The organism is Allobosea sp. CER48 (assembly GCF_044752385.1).
Classification (GTDB): domain Bacteria; phylum Pseudomonadota; class Alphaproteobacteria; order Rhizobiales; family Beijerinckiaceae; genus Allobosea.
The window spans coordinates 1-14,801 of sequence record NZ_JBIWYK010000026.1 but is presented as its reverse complement, the minus strand read 5'-3'; the positions used below and the strand labels follow the sequence as shown (position 1 = coordinate 14,801).

16 protein-coding genes are annotated in these 14,801 nt (G+C 66.5%); 10 read left to right on the top strand and 6 right to left on the bottom strand.

The window, feature by feature from the left end:
- Nucleotides 1–387: ATP-binding cassette domain-containing protein (locus tag ACIPIA_RS02310; RefSeq protein ID WP_400506270.1), on the top strand; the 387-nt coding region annotated here is incomplete at its 5' end.
- A gap of 14 nt (nt 388–401) precedes the next feature.
- Here ACIPIA_RS02310 and ACIPIA_RS02305 read toward each other — a convergent pair.
- Nucleotides 402–1,634, bottom strand: coding sequence for an argininosuccinate synthase (locus ACIPIA_RS02305; RefSeq protein WP_400506268.1), 1,233 nt, complete (start codon nt 1,632–1,634; stop codon nt 402–404).
- Between the two features lie 247 nt (nt 1,635–1,881).
- On the opposite strand from ACIPIA_RS02305, the gene ACIPIA_RS02300 reads away from it, so the two are divergent.
- Nucleotides 1,882–2,490, top strand: a complete 609-nt coding sequence (locus ACIPIA_RS02300; RefSeq protein WP_400506266.1) for a 2-hydroxychromene-2-carboxylate isomerase — start codon at nt 1,882–1,884, stop codon at nt 2,488–2,490.
- Nucleotides 2,491–2,494: 4 nt separating this feature from the next.
- Nucleotides 2,495–3,403 carry an NHL repeat-containing protein gene (locus tag ACIPIA_RS02295; protein WP_400506265.1) on the top strand — a complete coding sequence of 303 codons (909 nt, stop codon included), beginning with the start codon at nt 2,495–2,497 and terminating at the stop codon, nt 3,401–3,403.
- Here ACIPIA_RS02295 and ACIPIA_RS02290 read toward each other — a convergent pair whose 3' ends face one another.
- Both ACIPIA_RS02290 and ACIPIA_RS02285 read right to left on the bottom strand, forming a co-directional pair.
- On the bottom strand, nt 3,404–4,477 hold the full coding sequence (locus tag ACIPIA_RS02290; protein WP_400506263.1) for a M48 family metallopeptidase: 1,074 nt from the start codon (nt 4,475–4,477) through the stop codon (nt 3,404–3,406).
- Between the two features lie 33 nt (nt 4,478–4,510).
- Entirely contained in the window at nt 4,511–5,068 is a 558-nt protein-coding gene (locus ACIPIA_RS02285) for a LemA family protein (RefSeq protein WP_400506261.1), read from the bottom strand.
- Between the two features lie 351 nt (nt 5,069–5,419).
- Here ACIPIA_RS02285 and rpsA point away from each other — a divergent pair, with 351 nt between their 5' ends.
- The 6 genes from rpsA (at nt 5,420) to lhpI (ending at nt 11,184) form a co-directional block, all read left to right on the top strand.
- On the top strand, nt 5,420–7,123 hold the full coding sequence (gene rpsA, locus ACIPIA_RS02280) for a 30S ribosomal protein S1 (RefSeq protein ID WP_400506260.1): 1,704 nt from the start codon (nt 5,420–5,422) through the stop codon (nt 7,121–7,123).
- Between the two features lie 89 nt (nt 7,124–7,212).
- A complete protein-coding gene (locus ACIPIA_RS02275; protein WP_400506258.1) occupies nt 7,213–8,502 on the top strand; it encodes an Hsp70 family protein in 1,290 nt (429 codons plus the stop codon).
- A gap of 73 nt (nt 8,503–8,575) precedes the next feature.
- Entirely contained in the window at nt 8,576–9,547 is a 972-nt protein-coding gene (gene sppA / locus ACIPIA_RS02270) for a signal peptide peptidase SppA (RefSeq protein ID WP_400506256.1), read from the top strand.
- Nucleotides 9,548–9,575: 28 nt separating this feature from the next.
- Nucleotides 9,576–9,863, top strand: a complete 288-nt coding sequence (ihfB, locus tag ACIPIA_RS02265; RefSeq protein ID WP_400506272.1) for an integration host factor subunit beta — start codon at nt 9,576–9,578, stop codon at nt 9,861–9,863.
- Between the two features lie 35 nt (nt 9,864–9,898).
- Nucleotides 9,899–10,237 carry a LapA family protein gene (locus ACIPIA_RS02260; protein ID WP_400506254.1) on the top strand — a complete coding sequence of 113 codons (339 nt, stop codon included), beginning with the start codon at nt 9,899–9,901 and terminating at the stop codon, nt 10,235–10,237.
- The gene (gene lhpI / locus ACIPIA_RS02255) at nt 10,237–11,184 is read left to right on the top strand and encodes a bifunctional Delta(1)-pyrroline-2-carboxylate/Delta(1)-piperideine-2-carboxylate reductase (RefSeq protein ID WP_400506252.1); all 948 of its coding nucleotides are present in this window, start codon (nt 10,237–10,239) and stop codon (nt 11,182–11,184) included. The genes ACIPIA_RS02260 and lhpI overlap by 1 nt, the downstream gene beginning before the upstream one ends.
- A gap of 40 nt (nt 11,185–11,224) precedes the next feature.
- Here the strand turns inward: lhpI and ACIPIA_RS02250 are convergent, their stop codons facing one another.
- Both ACIPIA_RS02250 and ACIPIA_RS02245 read right to left on the bottom strand, forming a co-directional pair.
- Complete coding sequence (locus ACIPIA_RS02250) at nt 11,225–11,395, bottom strand: DUF3309 family protein (RefSeq protein WP_400506250.1); 171 nt, start codon at nt 11,393–11,395, stop codon at nt 11,225–11,227.
- A 92-nt stretch (nt 11,396–11,487) separates the two neighbouring features.
- Nucleotides 11,488–12,468 (bottom strand): Bug family tripartite tricarboxylate transporter substrate binding protein, encoded by a 981-nt coding sequence (locus tag ACIPIA_RS02245; protein ID WP_400506248.1) that lies wholly within the window; start codon nt 12,466–12,468, stop codon nt 11,488–11,490.
- 118 nt (nt 12,469–12,586) lie between these two features.
- Between ACIPIA_RS02245 and mepA the strand changes: the two genes are divergently transcribed.
- Nucleotides 12,587–13,525: a penicillin-insensitive murein endopeptidase gene (gene mepA, locus ACIPIA_RS02240; RefSeq protein WP_400506246.1), complete on the top strand. Its 939-nt coding sequence runs from the start codon at nt 12,587–12,589 to the stop codon at nt 13,523–13,525.
- 9 nt (nt 13,526–13,534) lie between these two features.
- Here mepA and ACIPIA_RS02235 read toward each other — a convergent pair whose 3' ends face one another.
- Nucleotides 13,535–14,557: an extensin-like domain-containing protein gene (locus ACIPIA_RS02235; RefSeq protein WP_400506244.1), complete on the bottom strand. Its 1,023-nt coding sequence runs from the start codon at nt 14,555–14,557 to the stop codon at nt 13,535–13,537.
- Nucleotides 14,558–14,801 lie beyond the last annotated feature (244 nt).

The following is a 14,801-nucleotide window of genomic DNA, read 5'->3' as shown; positions in this document are numbered from 1 at the left end:
GGCACGATCCGCCTGGACGGGGCTTCACTTGACCATTGGGATCCCGATCAGCTCGGACAATATGTCGGCTACCTGCCGCAGGATGTCGAGTTGCTGGGCGGCACGGTGGCAGAGGCGATCGCCGGGTTCGACGAGACCGCCACCGATGACGATGTGATTTGCGCCGCCCGGCAGGCCAACGCCCATCGGATGATCCTGGGATTGCCGAACGGCTACGAGACGGAAATCGGCCGCGATGGCAACAAGCTCTCGGGGGGGCAGCGCCAGCGCATCGGACTGGCCCGCGCGCTCTTCGGCGCGGCGCCTGAAGGCGCGGCTGGTTCAAAAGCGGGAAAGCCCGCCGATGAGGCGGGCTTTCGTAGGAGGTTCAGCTTAGGCCGGCCCTAGCTATCGGCATGCGCTCAGAGGCCGAGCTTCTTCTTGCGCTGGCCGAGCGTGCGCAGGCGCAACGCGTTGAGCTTGATGAAGCCCGCCGCGTCGCGATGATCGTAGGCCACAGCGCCTTCCTCGAACGTGACGAGATCCTGGTCGTAGAGCGAGTAGTCGCTCGAACGGCCGATGACGTGGACTCCGCCCTTGTAGAGCTTGAGGCGTACGTCGCCGGTAACAAACTCCTGGCTCTTGTCGATCAGCGCCTGCAGCATCTCGCGCTCCGGTGAGAACCAGAAGCCATTGTAGATGAGCTCCGCATATTTCGGCATGATCTCATCCTTGAGATGCGCGGCGCCGCGGTCGAGCGTGATAGACTCGATCGCGCGATGCGCCGCATGCAGGATCGTGCCGCCGGGCGTCTCGTACATGCCGCGGCTTTTCATGCCGACGAAGCGGTTCTCGACGAGGTCGAGCCGGCCGATACCGTTGTCCCGGCCGAGGTCGTTGAGCTTGGCGAGCAGCGTCGCCGGTGACAGCTTTTCGCCGTCGATCGCGACCGCATCGCCCTTCTCGAAGGAGACCGTGACGATGGTCGGCTTGTCCGGCGCGTCTTCCGGCGAGATGGTCCGCGAGTAGACGTAGTCCGGAACTTCGACCGCCGGATCTTCCAGCACGCGGCCTTCCGACGAGGCGTGCAGCAGGTTGGCGTCGACCGAGAACGGTGCTTCGCCGCGCTTGTTCTTGGCGATCGGGATCTGGTGCTGCTCGGCGAAGGCGATCAGCTGCTCGCGCGAGCGCAGGTCCCATTCGCGCCAGGGCGCGATCACGACGACGTCGGGCTTCAGCGCATAGGCGGTGAGCTCGAAGCGAACCTGGTCGTTGCCCTTGCCGGTGGCGCCGTGAGAGACGGCGTCGGCGCCGGTCTTCTCGGCGATCTCGATCAGCTTCTTGGCGATCAGCGGACGCGCGATCGAGGTGCCCAGGAGATAGACGCCCTCATAGGCGGCATTGGCCCGGAACATCGGGAAGACGTAGTCGCGCACGAATTCCTCGCGCAGGTCCTCGATGTAGATGTTTTCGGGCTTGATGCCGAGCAGCAGAGCCTTGTCGCGCGCCGGGCCGAGCTCCTCGCCCTGGCCGAGATCGGCGGTAAAGGTCACCACCTCGCATCGATAGGTGGTCTGCAGCCATTTGAGGATGATCGAGGTGTCGAGTCCGCCGGAATAGGCGAGAACGACCTTCTTCACGCTGCTGTCAGCCATCTGATCAATTTCCTGCTGGCGGCCTGCAGGCCGCGTTTCGGACGCAATGGCGCACTATCGCAGGGTTCGGGGCGAAGCAATCGGAACCTTCTGATCGATCCCGCGTCGTCCCGTGATGGGTCGGCGCTGGCGACGGCGTCGTCCCCTTTCCCGAGAGCGCCTGTTCGCGGCGCTTGCGGTCGTGCTCCGGAGGGTTCAGGCTCGCTGGCGCGCGACACGAGATGATGACGACCTGTTCGGAGGCTGAATGCCTAATCGTCCCGTTCTGGACTTTTGGTATGAGTTCGCGTCGCCCTATTCCTGCCTGAGCGCCCTCAGAATCGAGAAGCTGGCCGAAGAGGCTGGCGTCACCTTGCGTTGGCGGCCTTTCCTGCTCGGGCCGATCTTTGCCGCTCAGGGTCTGAATACCTCGCCCTTTGCACTCTATCCGAGCAAGGGCCGATACATGTGGCGCGACACGGAGCGCCGGGCGCGCCGCCAGGGCCTCAACTTCGTCAGGCCGGACAATTTTCCCCAGAATTCGCTGACGGCCGCGCGGCTGGCCCTGGCGGGCCGGGACGGCGGCTGGACGCCGGTTTTCTCGAAGGCGCTGTTCAGGGCCCAGTTCTGCGAAGGCAGGAATATCGCCGAGGAAGCGGTGCAGACGTCGGCGCTGCGGGAGGCGGGCATCGAACCGCATGTCGCGATTCCGCTGTCGCGCAGCGAGGAGGTCAAGGGGCGGCTGCGCGCGGAGATCGAGTACGCCAAATCGATCGGCATCTTCGGCGCGCCCTGCTTCGTCGCCGGTGACGGCGAGCTCTTCTGGGGCGATGATCGCCTCGAGGAAGCCCTCGAATGGGCGCAGGACGGGCGCTGAAACCGTGATCGTCGATCGCCGCAGCATGCTGACTGCCGGGCTCGGCCTATGCCTGGCGCCCGCCGCGTTCGCTCGCCCTGTCCTGCCGGGCGAGGCTCCGAATTACGATATGCGCGAGCTCACCGCTGTGCCGAACGAGGCTGCGATCCGTCGCCGCTACTGGTCGCCCGGCCTGAACGAGGGCTATGTGCCGCAGGGGCTCACGGTCCATCGGGACGAGATCCTGATTGCCGCCTATCGCAGCAGCGACCGAGACCAGGACAACGGGCCGGCCCGGGTCTTTCGCGTCTCGCGCGGTGACGGCCGGTTGCTCGGCGGCTTCGCTCTGCCGGCGACCTATGGCCATCCGGGTGGCCTCGCCATGGTCGGCGAGACATTGTTCGTCGCCAATTCCGGGCGGCTTCTCGCGCTCGATTTCAAGGAATCCTGCCGCAATGGCGAGTGTGTGCCCCTGAAGGAAACCCGCGTCGACAAGATGATGGGGCCGTCCTTCCTCGCTGCTTCCGGCGACAATCTGTGGTTCGGGCCGTTCCGCCGTGACGGCGCGCCGAGCCTCCACGCCGTTCCTGTGGCCCGTATCCTGTCCGGCGCCGAGGCTCCGGTCGGCCCGGCCGATGCGCAGGTGACGGTCCCGCTGCCGCTGCTGGCGCAGGGCGCGGCCCTGGGAGGCGACGGCGCGATCTGGATATCCCAGAGCGCCGGCAATCGTCCGGCCTTCCTGTCGAAGCTCGACAGCCGCACCGGCGCGGTGATCGCACGTTACCCGGCTCCCGGCGGGATCGAGGATCTCGGATTTGCCGCGGACGGCAGGCTCTGGGCGGTCAGCGAGGCCGGGACGCAGCGCTGGAACCGGTGGAGTACGTTCTATCCGCTCGTGTTCGAGATCGATCCCGCGAAGCTGGTCGCGGCCTGATCAGCCCGGGCCGGGTGCCTGTGGCGGGCGCGACCAGGGGCCGCGCGCGGCGGTTTCCTCGACCATCGTCGGCAGGTCCTGGCGTTGGCCGATCTTGGGCGGATGCGGCGGCATCGCGGGCATGCGCCCGCCCGCGGTCTCGATCAGCGCCTGCACGCGCTTGGTGACGGAGGGATGGGTCGAGAACAGATCGGCGAAATCGTCCGGATCGTTCTCGAAGCACATGTCCATCACACCCGAGGGAACGTCTGCGATATCGGCCCGGCCGGAAATCCTGAGCAGGGCGGAGATCATCGCATCCGGGTTCTTGGTCAATTCGACGGCGCCCGCATCGGCAAGGTATTCGCGCGACCGCGAAAGCGAGAGGCGGATGACGATCGCCAGGAACCAGGAAATGGCGATCACGGCGATGCCGACTACGATGGCGAGCCCGTTGCCCTTCTTCGCATCGTCGGATGAAACGCGGATGCTGCGGCGGCCCAGTCCGCGGAACATCAGCTCGCCGATGAAGGAGATGACGCCGGCGATCACCACCGCGACGACCATCAGCCGAACGTCGCCATTGCGAATATGGGTCAGCTCGTGCGCGAGCACGGCCTCGATCTCGGCATCGTTGAGCTGGGCGAGGAGGCCGCTGGTCACGCTGACAGTGAACTGCTTGTCGTTGACGCCACTGGCGAAGGCGTTGAGCGCGTCGCTTTCGACGATCGCGAGTTTCGGCATCGGCAGGCCGCGCGAGATGCAGAGATTCTCCAGCATCCGGTAGAGCTTGGGATTGTCCTGCCGAGTGATGCCCTTTGCCCCCGTGACCGCGCCGATCAGCGCCACATTGATCCGGAAGCCGACGAAGACCCACAGGACCGTCGCCAGCGTGATGAAGGGAAACCAAGAACGGAAGATGCGGTTGGCCTCGCCGAAGGCCGTCTGTCCGCGAGGCACGCCGCCATAGCCATAGGCGACCAGCAGAAGCCCCCAGGTGGTGAGATAGACGAGCAGGAAGAGCCCGGCGATCAGGAAGTTCGACCTGATCCGGTTGTTGCGCTGATGCGTGTAGAGCCCGAAGGCCTGAGCCATCGCCGGCGCTCCCCTGCGGCAGGCGGCCTCCCGCTAGAACTTCACGCTGGGCGCGGTCTCGATCTGGGCGCGGGTCTGCTCGCCGACATCGAAGAACTCGCGCTGCGTGAAGCCCATCTGCGGGGCGAACAGCATGGCCGGAAAGGCCTGGATAGCGGCGTTGAACTCGCCGACCGCATTGTTGAAGAAGCGCCGGGCTGCCGCGAGCTTGTCCTCGACATTGCCGAGATCGACCTGCAGCTGCTGAAAATTGGAGCTCGCCTTGAGGTCCGGATAGGCCTCGCCGAGCGCGAGCAGGCGCCCGACCGCGCCCGAAAGCTGCTGCTCGGCGGCCGCCTTGTCATGCACGCCGCTGGCACCCTGCGCCGCGTTGCGGGCGGCGATCACGGCGTCGAGCGTCGATTTCTCATGGGTGGCATAACCTTTCACGGTCTCGACCAGGTTCGGGATCAGGTCGTGCCGCTGCTTGAGCTGGACGTCGATGTCGGCGAAGGCCTGGTTGACGCGCTGCCTCATGGCGACCAGCCCGTTATAGGTCATGATCGCATAGACGATGAGGGCTGCGATCAGCCCGAGAATGACCCAGCCCATGCAAAGCTCCCCTTGTACCTGCCCTGAAACCGCACACTGGCATGGCCGGCGGCGCCGGAAAAGTCGCGGAAAGCTTGCTCTGGACGCGGGAGTGCATTACATCGCGCTTGTCCGAAGGGCCGTGATCGATCATGCGCCGGGGGCGGTCTTCGGGACCTGCTCCCGTTTCGTGCTGGAGACCGGCCTTCTGGATACGGACCGAGCCGGCGGCCATGGCGCCTCCGGCCCCGATTCGTCGGGGCAGGATTCCTCCGAGAGGAGGAGCCGACGGCTGCGATCCGGAGTGCAACACCAGCCAAGGCGCCTATGCCGGACATCCGCGGGATACGCGGCCGGCACCCAGGAGATTACATGTCTGCAGTTGAGAGCTACAGCGCGGGCCGCGAAGATTTCGCCGCCCTCCTCGAAGAGTCCTTCGCCCGCAACGAGGCGATGGAAGGTACCGTCATCAAGGGCAAGGTCGTTGCCATTGAGAAGGACATGGCGATCATCGACGTCGGTCTGAAGACCGAAGGTCGCGTCGCGCTCAAGGAATTCACCGGCCCCGGCCGTGAGCAGGAGCTGAACGTCGGCGATGAGGTCGAGGTCTATCTCGACCGGATCGAGAACGCGCTCGGCGAAGCCGTCATCTCGCGCGACAAGGCTCGCCGCGAAGAGAGCTGGGTCAAGCTCGAGAAGGCCTTCGAGGCCCGCGAGAAGGTCACCGGCATGATCTTCAACACCGTCAAGGGCGGCTACACCGTCGATCTTGACGGCGCCGTGGCCTTCCTGCCGCGTTCGCAGGTCGACATCCGCCCGATCCGCGACGTCGGCCCGCTGATGGGCCAGCCGCAGCCCTTCGAGATCCTCAAGATGGATCGCCGCCGCGGCAACATCGTCGTGTCGCGCCGCACCGTCCTCGAAGAGACCCGCGCCGAGGCTCGTTCCGAGCTCGTCGCCTCGCTCGAAGAGGGCCAGGTCATCGACGGCGTCGTCAAGAACATCACCGAGTACGGCGCGTTCGTCGACCTCGGCGGTATCGACGGCCTGCTGCACGTCACCGACATGGCGTGGCGCCGCGTGAACCACCCGTCCGAGGTCGTGACCATCGGCCAGACGGTCAAGGTCAAGATCATCAAGATCAACCAGGACACGCACCGCATCTCGCTCGGCATCAAGCAGCTGCTGGCCGATCCGTGGGATGGCATCGCCGAGCGTTACCCGGTCGGCACCCGTCTCAAGGGCCGCGTGACCAACATCACGGACTACGGCGCGTTCGTCGAGGTGGAGCCGGGCATCGAAGGCCTGATCCACGTCTCCGAGATGTCCTGGACCAAGAAGAACGTCCACCCCGGCAAGATCGTCTCGACCTCGCAGGAAGTCGACGTTGCGATCCTCGAGGTCGATCCGGTCAAGCGCCGCATCTCGCTCGGCCTCAAGCAGACCCTGCGCAACCCGTGGGAGCTCTTCGCGGAGCAGCACCCGGCGGGTTCGACGGTCGAGGGCGAGGTCAAGAACAAGACCGAGTTCGGTCTGTTCCTGGGCCTGGAAGGCGACATCGACGGCATGATCCATCTCTCGGATCTCGACTGGAACCGTCCGGGCGAGCAGGTCATCGAGGAATACAAGAAGGGCGACGTCCTGCAGGCCGTCGTTCTCGATGTGGACGTCGAGAAGGAGCGTATCTCGCTCGGCCTGAAGCAGCTCGGCGGCGATCCCTTCGTGGATGCCGGCGAGTTCAAGAAGGGTCAGATCGTCACCTGTGAGGTGGTCGAGGTGAAGGAGTCGGGTCTCGACGTGAAGATCGCCGACACCGACATGATGACCTTCATCAAGCGCGCCGAGCTGGCCCGCGATCGCTCCGAGCAGCGCCCCGAGCGCTTCGCGGCCGGCGAGCGCATCGACGCCCGCGTCGTGCTCTTCGACAAGAAGGCCCGCAAGATCCAGGTCTCGATCAAGGCTCTGGAGATGGCCGAGGAGAAGGAGGCGATGGCCCAGTACGGCTCCGCCGACTCCGGCGCCTCGCTCGGCGACATCCTGGGCGCTGCGCTCAAGAAGGCCAGCGACAAGAAGTGAGGTTTCGGCCGCGTCAGCGGCCGGCCTTCGAATTCGGCCCGCGCGGAGCAATCCGCGCGGGCTTTTGTTTCGCAGCAAGGAGACGCGACATGACCCCCGCCGCCATCGGCATCGACTTCGGCACCACCAACAGCGTCGTCGCGCTGGCGGGAGCGGACGGTTCGGTCATGACACGTTCCTTCGCCACCAAGCAGGGCGCGGTCGATGCCTATCGCTCGGCGCTGATGTTCTGGCGCGAGGGGCGCCCGCCGGAGACCCGCATCACGCATGTCAGCGGTCCCGACGCTCTCGACATGGCGCTGGGCATGACGACCGAGCACCGCTTCCTGCAGTCGCTCAAGACGCATCTCTCCAGCCGCGCCTTCCAGGAGACCCGGCTGTTCGGCAAGCTCTTCCGGCTGGAAGACCTGATCGGCGTCTTCCTCTCGGACCTCACGGCCGATCTCGACGGGCATGACGAACTGCCGCTGATCTCCGGCCGGCCGGTCGTCTTCGCCGGCGAAAGGCCTGACGAGGAACTCGCGGTCGGCCGCCTGAAGGCCTCCTACGGCAAGGCCGGGATGGAGCAGGTCGCTTTCGCCTATGAGCCGCTGGGCGCCGCCTACTGGTATGCGCGCGACCTGAAGGAGCCGCAGACCATGCTCGTCGCCGACTTCGGCGGCGGCACCAGCGACTTCTCGGTGATGCGCTTCGAACCTGGCGAGCATGGTCGCCTGGAAGCGATCCCGCTTTCCCATGCCGGTGTCGGCGTCGCCGGCGACACCTTCGACTACCGCATCATCGAGCACGCCGTTTCGCCGGCGCTCGGCAGGGGCACGGATTACCGTTCATTCGGGAAGCTGCTGCCGGTTCCGGCGCATTATCACGCCGCCTTCGCCCAGTGGCACAAGCTCTCGCTGATGAAGAGCCGCGAGACGATGGCCGAGCTCAATGCGCTGATCCGGGAAGCGGTCGAGCCCGCCAAGCTCGAGGATTTGCTGACGGTCATCGAATACGATCTCGGCTACGAGCTCTACCGTGCCGTGTCGGCCACCAAGGTCGCGCTCTCCGACAACGAGTCCACGACGCTCAAGTTCAGCCAGATGGGCGTCGACATCGAGAAGCCGATCCGGCGGGCCGATTTCGAGCGCTGGATCGCGGAGGATGTCGGCGCGATCGAAGCCGCGCTCGACCGCGCCCTCGCCGAAGCCGGGCTTGGCGGGGATCGCATCGAGGCGGTGTTCATGACCGGCGGCACCTCCTATGTCCCGGCGGTGCGGAGCCTGTTCGATCGCCGCTTCGGCACGGGGAAGGTGCATATCGGCGATGCCTTCCGGTCGGTGGCGAGCGGGCTTGCCCTTCTCGCGCTCGACCGGGCGCGCGCCTCGGTCGCGGCCTGACATTGCGCCGCGCGCCTTGCCCGGCTGACGCTGCGGGTCTACATCACGGACCCGCAGCCGCCAGGAGTGCCCGATGTCGTCCGATGCCGATTTGCTCGCAGATCGCCGCAGCCTGCGGCGCAAGCTGACGCTCTGGCGCGTGCTTGCCGTGCTCGGTGTGATCGTTGCGGCGGTCATCGGTGGCCTCGCCTGGAAGGGCGACAATCCTGCGAGCCTCTCGAGCGCCCATATCGCGCGTATCACCGTGTCCGGTTTCATTTCCGGCGATCGCCGCACGCTCGACATGATCAAGTCGGTCGAGGACAGCAATGCGGTATCGGCCGTGGTGCTCCGGGTGGACAGCCCGGGGGGGACGACCTCGGGCTCGGAGGCGCTGCACACGGCGTTGCGCCAGCTCGCGGCCAAGAAGCCGATGGTCACGGTCGTCGACGGCGTCGCCGCCTCCGGCGGCTATATCGCCGCGATGGGCGCGGATCGCATCGTCGCGCGCCAGACCTCGCTCGTCGGCTCGATCGGCGTGCTCTTCCAGTTCCCCAACGTCTCGAACCTGCTCGACACGGTCGGCGTCAAGGTCGAGTCGATCAAGTCCAGCCCGCTGAAGGCCGCGCCGAACGGCTTCGAGCCGACTTCGCCTGAGGCGCGGGATGCGCTCCAGCGCGTCGTCAACGACAATTATGCATGGTTCAAGGACATGGTTCGTGATCGCCGCCACCTTGTCGAGGGTGAGGTGGCGACCGTCTCGGACGGACGTGTCCATTCCGGCCGTCAGGCACTCGGGCTGAAGCTGGTCGACCAGATCGGCGGGGAGCCTGAGGCGATCGCATGGCTCGAACGCGAGAAGGGCGTCACCAAGGATCTCAAGGTGCGTGACTGGCGCCGCCGAAGCGAATCCTCCTCCTTCGGCCTGTGGAGCTTTGCCGAGGCGATGGCGCGTGCAGCCGGGCTTGAGGCCCTGGCGGTGACCATCGCGCGGGCGGCAGACCAGCCGGTCGGCTTGCGGCTTGACGCGCCCTTGGCGCTCTGGCAGCCTGCCGCTGAAAAATGATGTTGATACAAATGGTTATACTCCGGCGATGATTAAGTCCGAACTCGTTCAGCGGATCGCTGATCAGAACACCCACCTTTATCAGCGCGACATCGAGAACATCGTCTCGGCCATCCTGGACGAGATCGTGAAAGCTCTGGAGCGCGGTGACAGGGTGGAGCTGCGCGGCTTCGGCGCATTTTCGCGCAAGGCGCGCTCGGCTCGTGTCGGCCGCAACCCCCGCACGGGCGATGCGGTCGAGGTCGAGGAGAAGTTCGTCCCCGTCTTCAAGACGGGCAAGGAGCTGCGGCTGCGCCTCAACGGCAAGGGCGGCTGAGCCGAAGGCTGGTTCCTGCCCGCACGGAGAACGCGATGAAGGCCTTTCTGAAGGCATTGGTGCTTGTCCCGATCGCATTGCTGATCGTGCTGTTCTCGGTGGCGAACCGCGCGCCCGTGCGTGTTTCGCTCGATCCCTTCAGTCGCGACCTGCCGACGCTGTCCCACGAACTGCCGCTTTTTGCCGTGGTGCTGGCGGCGATTGCCGTCGGCGTTCTCGTCGGTGGCCTGGCTTCGTGGGTCGCCCAGGGCAAGTATCGCAAGGCCGCTCGCCGCAACCGCCGCGAAGTCGAGGTCTTGCGCTCGGAAACGCAGGCTCTCCGTTCCGCCGTTCCCGATTCTGCCCTGCCGGCCCTGACCAGCGGACGTAATTGATGCGCCTTTTCGACGTGGCCGAGATCGACGCGGCCCTGAGCTATCCCTCCCTGATCGACATTCTCGACGACGCCTTCCGCAGCGAGGTCCTGGCCCCCAAGCGCGGCCAGTACGCTATCGAGCGGCCAGGCGAGGAAAGCGCCATCCTGTTGACCATGCCGGCCTGGAGCGGGCCGGAGGTCGACAAGCCCTATATCGGCACCAAGATCGTCTCGGTCTTCTTCGGCAATGGCCGCCGCAACCTGCCGGGCGTGATGGGCGCCTATCTGCTGATGGATGGCGAGACCGGCAAGCCGCTCGCCGTTATGGACGGCAACCGTCTGACGACGTGGCGCACTGCCGCTGCATCGGCGCTCGCGTCGCGTTACATGTCCAATCCCGAGGCCAGCCACATGCTGATGGTTGGCGCCGGCGCGCTCGCGCCCTTCATCATCAAGGCGCATCGCGCGGTGCGTCCGCTGACGGAGATCGCGATCTGGGCTCGCCGCCCCGAAGCGGCCGAGACCGTCGTCGCCGAGCTGGCTGAGGAGGGCATCGCGGCCCGTGCCACGACCGACCTAGAAGGCGAGGCGCGTACGGCAGACATCATCTCCTGCGCCACCAACGCGACCGAGCCGCTGATCCACGGCCATTGGCTGAAGCGCGAGGCCCATCTCGACCTGATCGGCGGTTTCACCATGCAGATGCGCGAGGCCGATACCGATGCCCTGCATCGCGCCCGTGTCGTCGTCGACTCCAGCAAGGCGATCGACGAGGGCGGCGATGTTGCGGTGGCGATCGCGGAGGGCAGCTATAGCGCCGACAAGGTGGCCGGGACGCTCGCCGACCTCTGCCACGGCCGTATGGAAGGCCGGGTCGAGGGCGGCGGCATCACACTGTTCAAGTCGGTCGGAGTCGCGCTGGAGGACCTCGCCGCTGCCGTTGCGGTCTGGGACAATCGCGCCTGACGCGTCGGTCCTCTGTTCCGCAACGACCAATAGAGCTGAGTTAGGCGATCGGCGCGCGACCGATGGCTCCGAGCAGCCACAGGATCAGCACGATGACGAGGACGAGGCCGAGCACGCCGCCGAGGCCGGCGGTGCCGTAGCTGCGGTGGCCGTAATAACCGCCGCCGCCGAGCAGCAGGATCACAAGCAGGACGATCAGAACCGTGGACATGGCAATCTCCCATAGAGCGGCGCCCTCGCGAGGCGCGGTCTAGCGGGAAACGCCGTCCGGAAACCGGCGGTTCCGTCCGTGGCGGCCGAGGCTCATTCGGCCTTGATGCCGGCGTCCCGGATGAGGTCGCCCCATTTCTTCATTTCGGCTTGCAGGAAGCTCGCGAGCTCGGCCTGGCTCCAGCCGGCGGGCTCGGCGGCGAGGAGCTCCATCTTGGCCTTGACGGCGGGGTCGGCGATTGCCGCTTTCGTGTCGGCCTGGATCTTCGCGATGATGGCAGGCGGAGTTTTCGCCGGAGCGAACAGTGCGAACCAGGACGAGACGTCGAAGCCCGGCACAGTCTCCGCAATGGGTGGGAACTCCGGCGCCGTCGGCGCGCGCTTGGCCGTCGTGATGCCCAGCCCGCGGATCGTGCCGGCCCGGACATGCGGGAGCGCTTGCGGGATGTTGTCGAAGATCAGGTCTATGCGCCCGGTCATCAGGTCCTGTGCCGCCTGCGCGGTCCCGCGATAGGGCACGTGCACCATCCTGGTGCCGGTGAGCTTCTGGAAGAGTTCGCCCGAGAGATGGACGGACGTGCCGATGCCGGAGGAGCCATAGGTCAGCTTGCCCGGATTGGCCCTGGCATAGGCGACGAGCTCGGCGACGTCCTTGACCGGCAGTTGGTTCGAGACGACGAGCAGGTTCGGCACCATCGCCACCATGGTGATCGGCGCGAGATCCTTGACCGGGTCGTAGTTCAGCTTGGCATAGAGATACTGGTTGGTCGCCAGGCCGACCGAGACGATCATGAAGGTGTCGCCATTCGGCTCGGCCTTGGCGACGGCGTCGGTGCCGATATTGCCGCCCGCTCCCGCGCGATTCTCGACGACGATGTTGGTGCCCCAGATCTGGCCCAGCTTGTCGGCGACGAGGCGGCCGAGCACATCGGTCGCGCCGGCCGGCGGGAAGGGCACCACGAGCTTGAGCACCTTCCCTTGGGGCCAGGGCTGCTGGCCGAGGCCCGCGGTCGGCGCGGCGAGAAGGGCGCCGGTTCCGGCCAGAAGCGCGCGGCGGTCGATAGGGCTCGTCATCTATGGTCCTCCCCGGAAGGGCGCTCTGTGTCGCCTTTTGCCAAGGCTGCAATTCGCCACGCCGCTTGTCCAGCCATCGCGCTTGACCGAGGCGAGCGGCAACGGCGAATCTGCCGCGATGCGCAAGAATTCTCGAATCGCCGTCATCCTCACACCGCTGGCGCTACTGCCGGCGGCAGCCTTCGCCCAGTCGACTGCCGATCAGGAGGCGAAGACGCGCGCCGCCAACATCGCCGCCTATCCCGATGCCGCCCGCGCGCTATTCGGCCAGAAAGCGACCCCGGCGAGCATGGAGGCGCGCGCCATCGGCTCCTACGCGCGTGGTTGCCTCGCTGGCGGCGAGGCCCTGCCGATCGACGGGCCGAGCTGGCAGGTGATGCGCCTCAACCGCAACCGCAACTGGGGCCACCCCATCCTGATCGACTATCTGGAGAAGCTCGCCCGCGACGTGCCCCGCATCACCGGCTGGCCCGGTCTCCTGGTTGGTGACATGTCGCAGCCGCGCGGCGGCCCGATGCTGACCGGCCACGCCTCTCACCAGATCGGGCTCGATGCCGATGTCTGGCTGACGCCGATGCCGAAGGGCCGCCTCGACCGGGACGAGCGCGAGAACATGTCGGCGGTCAACATGGCCCGCGCCGACTGGCGCGACGTCGATCCGCGCAACTGGACCCCGGCCCATACGCGGCTGATCAAGGCCGTCGCGGCCGAGCCGCGCGTCGAGCGCATCTTCGTCAATCCGGCGCTCAAGGTCGCGCTCTGCCGCGAGGCCGGGGCGGACAAGAGCTGGCTGGAGAAGGTGAGGCCGATCTGGGGCCACAACTATCACTTTCACATCCGGATGGCCTGCCCGGCCGGGATGGCGAGCTGCCAGGGTCAGGAACCGCCGAATTTCGGCGACGGCTGCGGCTCGGAGCTGAGCGGTTGGGTCGAGCGGCAGCATCAGGCGATCTTCAATCCGCCCAAGCCGAAGCCGGGTCCGAAGCCGAAGCCCAAGCCGCCGATGTCGCTCGATGCCCTGCCGCCGGAGTGCCGGCAGGTGCTCGTCTCGCGCTGAGGCAGTGCTTCAGCGCCGCCGCTGCGTGCTGCCCGAGCTATAGGCGAAGGGGTCGCGTGCAGGGTTGATCGGCAGCGCCTCTTCCGAACCCTGCTGGTCCATGACGCCCGATCCTCCGCCATCCCCGAACGCGGTCTCCTCCTCGGAAGGCTCGACCGCGCCGGGTAGCGCGAGCGGTCCGCGCGTTTCGCTCGGCAGCGGTTGCGGCTGGAAGCGTCCTTGCCGCTGTCGCGCGTCGTACTGGTCGAGGAAACGCTGCTGTGCGTCGAGGCTGTGGTCCTGGCCCCGCGCATTGTTCGCGACGGGGTAGCCGCCCTGCACGGCCCCTGGCGGGCGCAGGCCGTCGCTCGGCTGGCGCAGCAGGGGGCCGCCTGCATAGGCCGCGGCGGCCGGTGCATTGCCACGTTGCGGCACGGGCGCGTTCTGTGCCGAGGAATAGGGCCGGGCCGGGTCGGGTGGCGGCAGGTTGTAGTTCGGCGTGTACTTGATGATCGGCTTGCAGATGTGCCTGCCCTTCGCGTGGCGGGCGAGGTCTATGTGCAGGTGATCGTAGTGCATCGGATCGGCGCCAGGGCCGAGAACGGTGCCGAAATAGGTGCAGGCGCCAACGAAGATCTCGCGTAGGAAGTTCTGTTCCTCCGGCGAGCCGCGCCAGCCGTCCTTGACCGTGACGACGCGGTTGTCGTTCAGCCGGAAGGAGAAGACGTCCACGGCATTGCCGTAGGCATGCTCCGAAGTGCGGGTCGTGTACGTGCCGTTGTTCATGGAGCGGCAGGAATAGGAACCGGACCGGATTTCGATCACCTGCGCGCCGAGGATGTTCATGGCCGCCGGCTGAACGACCTCCGCGAACCATTGGTCTGTCGTCGCCACGACCGGGCAGGCGAGCAGGGCAGGGCTCGTCAGGCTGACGCTGCCATTCTGAAGAGCCGTGACCTTCAGCGGCTGCTGCATGCCGCAGACGCCGGGGCCGTCGATCGCCTTGCCGCGCAAGCTGACATAGCTCGAGATCTGCACCTGGCCCGAGGCCATGCAGGTCGCTTCCGCCTGGTCGCGCCAGGGAGCGCGCTGCGGCTTCTGAAATTTGCCGCAGCCGGCCAGGCCGGCGGCACCGACCAGGCCGAGAGCGATGAGGGCAAGTTTTGCGGGTCGCATCCCCATCAAATGCGAAGCGTTTGGTGAACGGTTTCTCAACCGACTGCGCCCCGGCCGCCACAGCTGGATTAACTTTGGCGGGGTGGTGAACCGGTCCTTAATCCAGGGCGGCGGGCGTTAA